This window comes from Microcystis sp. LEGE 08355, assembly GCF_015207185.1.
Taxonomy (GTDB): domain Bacteria; phylum Cyanobacteriota; class Cyanobacteriia; order Cyanobacteriales; family Microcystaceae; genus Microcystis; species Microcystis panniformis.
Genome location: NZ_JADEXI010000392.1, coordinates 1 through 4,428, shown reverse-complemented (window position 1 = coordinate 4,428; position 4,428 = coordinate 1). Strand labels below are relative to the sequence as shown.

At 40.9% G+C, this 4,428-nt stretch carries 5 protein-coding genes; 2 read left to right on the top strand and 3 right to left on the bottom strand.

All coding sequences use genetic code 11. The features are described 5' to 3' along the window. From IQ242_RS17670 to IQ242_RS17660, 3 genes are all read right to left on the bottom strand, one after another. Window positions 1-588, bottom strand: a 588-nt coding sequence (locus IQ242_RS17670) for a transposase (RefSeq protein ID WP_228021061.1), incomplete at its 3' end; no start/stop codon positions are given. 51 nt (window positions 589-639) lie between these two features. Further along, the gene (locus IQ242_RS27225) at window positions 640-1,617 is read right to left on the bottom strand and encodes an IS4 family transposase (RefSeq protein ID WP_193960874.1); all 978 of its coding nucleotides are present in this window, start codon (window positions 1,615-1,617) and stop codon (window positions 640-642) included. 282 nt (window positions 1,618-1,899) lie between these two features. Further along, window positions 1,900-2,547 carry a PEP-CTERM sorting domain-containing protein gene (locus tag IQ242_RS17660; protein ID WP_193960873.1) on the bottom strand — a complete coding sequence of 216 codons (648 nt, stop codon included), beginning with the start codon at window positions 2,545-2,547 and terminating at the stop codon, window positions 1,900-1,902. A gap of 147 nt (window positions 2,548-2,694) precedes the next feature. On the opposite strand from IQ242_RS17660, the gene IQ242_RS17655 reads away from it, so the two are divergent. Further along, window positions 2,695-2,958 carry a hypothetical protein gene (locus IQ242_RS17655; RefSeq protein ID WP_193960872.1) on the top strand — a complete coding sequence of 88 codons (264 nt, stop codon included), beginning with the start codon at window positions 2,695-2,697 and terminating at the stop codon, window positions 2,956-2,958. A 620-nt stretch (window positions 2,959-3,578) separates the two neighbouring features. Then, complete coding sequence (locus IQ242_RS17650; protein ID WP_193960871.1) at window positions 3,579-4,190, top strand: IS607 family transposase; 612 nt, start codon at window positions 3,579-3,581, stop codon at window positions 4,188-4,190. Window positions 4,191-4,428 lie beyond the last annotated feature (238 nt).

The window sequence follows — 4,428 nt, the reverse complement described above, 5'->3', positions numbered from 1 at the left end:
CTGGCCATTTTCCAGCATTTCTAGCTTCATATCATTTTTTACCCTTAAAACAAAGTGCTTGTCTTTTTTCTCTAATAATTTTCTGATTCTTTCATTAGAAGAAAAGCCTCTGTCCATTACCCCAACTGCATTTACAGGAATTTCTTCTCTAGTTTTTTTCCCTTCTTTAGAGTCATGTCCTTGACCAAAATTGATCACAATCCCCCCCACTTCTGTGGTGATACTATTTATTCCACAAAATAATTTTACTTGATGCCATCCTTTTGTCCACAACAGTTTACTTGTCAGTGAGATTATTGTCGAGTCAATTGGAAATAAAGCTTGAGCTGCTTCTTTTCCTTTTTTGTTTACTAAACTTTTATTTAATTTATTGATGATTTTCTCAAATGGTTCTGTCTCTCGGATTTTACTCGCCTTAGAAAACGTTGACGTATTGACATTAATTCCTTGCATTTTCAGGCGTGCGCTTAAGTCTCTCATGCTGACGATACTTTTATCCAGCGCAAAACCTATCCAACAGGACACAAAAGTAAATGTACTTAATGCGGGATAGTCATTTTTGGGGAGTGGCTTGAGAAGCTCTTTCATTAGTTTTGGGAAAATTGTTAGCATGGCTTATTCACATTTATTGGTGGACATTTACTTTGTTTTCTTATCTAGAATATCAAATTTTGTACGACTTTTTTCCACGTTCAACACTTCTGCGTTTGTCAAATAATCATACCAAGTATTTCCCCAAAGAACTGAGACTAATCTGACGGTCGAATGGCAAGGATTAGAGCGATACTGACCGAGGGTAATAATCTCATCTCGGTCAAGTTTTCCTGCGGACAAAACTTGCTTTATTTGGTAAGATGTTTTTCCCATCATGCGGGTAAGAAAATATTTTCCTTCCTCAGTAAATTGGTCAAACCACGGAAAACTAAAAAAGCCTAGGTCAACGACTAGCAGGCCTGATGTAGGTAGCTCATTTATTAATTGTTCTGCCCATACTTTATCGTTACATTTCTCATTTTTCTGATACCATACTGTCACAGGTACTTGCGTAAATGCCTCAACAATCATCATTATTCTTCCAGCCAATTTCCCAGATTCCTTCTCGGAAGCTTTCAGCCTTTTCCTCAGCTGCTCTAGGGTTGAGCCATCGGCTATCCAAATAACACTGAATTTTTCTCTCACCTTTTGCCATTTCTCAGCTATGCTAATTTTACCTGACATTTCTTTTCTTTTTTCTAAAATATTTCTCAGCAGCAATACAAAGATTTCCGTAGGTAAGCTCATCAATCTTTTGGATACAGCTTGCTTACTTACTTTTAGAGGTTCTAACCAGAGTAATCCTTCCTCTTTTAAGACTCTTACAGCTTCACTTAACTCCGCTATCTGGCGATAGACTAAGCTTACCAATAAGGCGACCACCACGGGTAAGGTTAATAATCTATCTCTCATGATTTTTTCATGATTTCCTCGCATATATTTTAGCGGCGTAAATAATCTTGGCTCTAGATATTTTTTAAGTTCTTCTATTACTTGTGGGATTTCTGGGCTTGGGCATTGATGTGGTCGCCGCAAATCTGGATTCCCCTGTTTTCTCGGTCGTTGCTTAGAGCGCTTTTTCACTGACCCACCTCTGACTTCTCCGCCTTATTTTACCATTTTTTACTTCCTTCCTCTTGGATAATCAGCTACTTTTTATAATTAAGCTTCTTGCTTAAGTTGATACCAATGGCACGCAGTACGCCCCTACAGAAGTTGATTAAAAACCAAAATCAGGTCTTGACTTGTGTTAGAATCAACGCGATAAGAAAAAGCTAAAAGCTAGAAATCCCTATAGGGCATCTAACCTTTAGCTATTCTTGTTCAACGTCACAGTTATCAATGTCTTGCACACATTGGTAACTGTTATTTTTGTTTCTTGAAGCGGGAAACCAATCCTAAACCACCCACTGCCAGAAGTCCCAGGATAGTACCCGGTTCGGGAACTTGGTGGAAGGAATTTTGGAGTTGGAATAGACCTTCAGTGGGGCTACCAGGATTAGATAGGGTATTTGTGACGGTCAACAGTTTATGGGGGGGGATAGGTTCGAAACCGACAGCAGGATCCGCTGAGCCGTTAACTGAAACTAAGGAGAGCCCAGGTATCTCATCAAATGTCTCGGTTACAGTCCCGTAGTTGGATGATACGTCTGAATCTAGGTCAACCCCGACAATAGACTTGTTGGGGTCAGTGACCTCGATTGTATATGTGAAAGACCCGGAACTAATATTGGGATCAGGGGAACCCAGAGTCGTGGCATCGTATAGGAAATAATAATGATGGCCCATCCCTATCAGCTCAACATCATCCAGAGCCTCGGCCCCAAAGCCATTTTCCGAGACGAACGTAACTTTTTTGTCCCCTTTTTCAAGAGGAGTTCCGCCCGTCCATTGCGCCCAAGTTAACATGCTGGCGGCACTGGCACTGGTAGCGGTAAGCACCGCGCCGGCGAGAACCCCAATGGCTAGGGAGCCAGAAGCAAAGGTTTTGGTTAATTTGTTGGTTGTCATCATAACTGAATTATCCAGCGTTAATTGTGTGTACTATAGCCATCAAAAGAAGTTAGGCAAGGGTTAAGCTCGCTGATAACTTTTTATTTGACTTGAGAGAACTATAGCGAAAATTTTCAAAAAAAGTCAAGTGTTTTAGAAAAGTTTTTTTTGGCAATATTTATCTATTTTTTTGTCCAATTTATAGGAGTTTTTCTTGAACATAAATACCCAAAAGTTGACAAATATACCCAAGATTTTCTGGTCAAAGTTGGACAAATAAACAGGCTCTACTTAAAAAAAATCTCTCAAATTGTTACAAAACTTAATCAAGAACGTAGGTTGGGCTTCGGCCGTGAGCTTTTGCCGAACGGTTTAAGCATGAAACCCAACGCCCGCATGGGTTACGCTACCGCTAACCCATCCTACAAATAATTGTGCCTCCCTACTTATACCATTTTTCTTTATTCGCGTCACAACGAATGAAGGTTTGGCAAGCATTCGAGCGTGGATGTCTGTCATGGATTTAGAAATTTGGTATTAGTTCAAAAAAAAATCTCTCAAATTGTTACAAAACTTAATCAAGAGAGGTACAATGTATAAAACTTAACAGTTTTGATCGTTAAAACTAGAGTTGCAGAAGAATTAATTCCCTAACGGGGAAAACGGGGGGAAGGCAATTCATCCCCACAGCAAGGTCTTTTTAGTCCCCTAAAAATGTCACCCCTGCGACCCCCGGACAAACTCAGGTTTTAGAAAGACCAAAAATCCCGTCTAATATCTCTATCTAAAGAGGTATGACTAATTTTCCCAAATCATCTATAGTTACCAGCGTAGGGCAATGGCAGTATAAAAGTGGACAACTGACTGTCTAAAGTTGGACGATTCTCTCTCGAGAAATTTCTTTAATTAAAACCGGGTTAAGTTAAGACACATTTAAACACCTTATTCTTAGATTAGCCGAATCTAACCCAATCCCTTTACTGTTGCCTCTTGCATGAGTGCCTCTTTCCTCATCTCAACAAGCAATTTAAATACTTAACAGCTTATATACTATGAATACTCTCATCACTATTCGAGAAGCTTCCGATTTACTCGGGGTTAGCATTAAAACCCTCCGGCGCTGGGAACAACAGGGAAAAATTGCCTCAATTCGTACCCGCGGCGGTCATCGCCGATTTCGACGGGGAGATATCTTACAATCTGTACAAGAAACTGGATTTATTGTGGGCTATGCTCGTGTTAATCGACCTGAACAAAAACCACAATTAGACGACCAGATAAAAGCGTTAGAAGAATTTTGTAGTCAGCAGGGTCAACCCTTTGAAATTCTCACCGATATCGGCGACGGAGTTAGCCACAATCGCCCTAATTTTATGCGTCTAGTGAAGATGATTTGTCAGGGTGAGGTGAAATGTCTAGTTTTAACCCATGCGGAAAGTGTCAGTCGCTTTTGTCATGATTTTATTTTGGGTTTGTGCCGTCTCTTCAAAATCCAAGTCATTCTCCTCAATCAACCCCAGGAATCCATTGCAGCTGAGGATTTAGTGGACGATCTGCAAGCCCTCGTCACCATCTGTTACGATCATCTCTACCCACTACATAACCCGGCTCATCGGCAATTACTAGAATACCTAGGGGCGCTTAAGAATCTCCCGCCAGCTTAAAATTGTCCTTGGCGTGGGTTTCTCCTCCCTCTTTGTTGCCTGTCTGATGCCGCCTCTACTGTTCCCCGAACAACGGCCAAAAATAGTAATATTTTAGATGATAAAGAGAATTTGACATCCTCGCCGCCGTAAAACGGACGGCGATTCCCAAACCTCACGATTTGGGTTTCTGCTTCTTTCCCTTGCGGGGTTCCGCACCTGCCTTAACAGATTTACTCTGTTCTGGTCTTATGGTCGC

Excerpts from the sequence above, each read along its gene's own strand:
- IQ242_RS17660 (WP_193960873.1), bottom strand. The coding sequence starts at position 2,547 with ATGATGACAACCAACAAATTAACCAAAACCTTTGCTTCTGGCTCCCTA.
- IQ242_RS17650 (WP_193960871.1), top strand. The coding sequence starts at position 3,579 with ATGAATACTCTCATCACTATTCGAGAAGCTTCCGATTTACTCGGGGTT.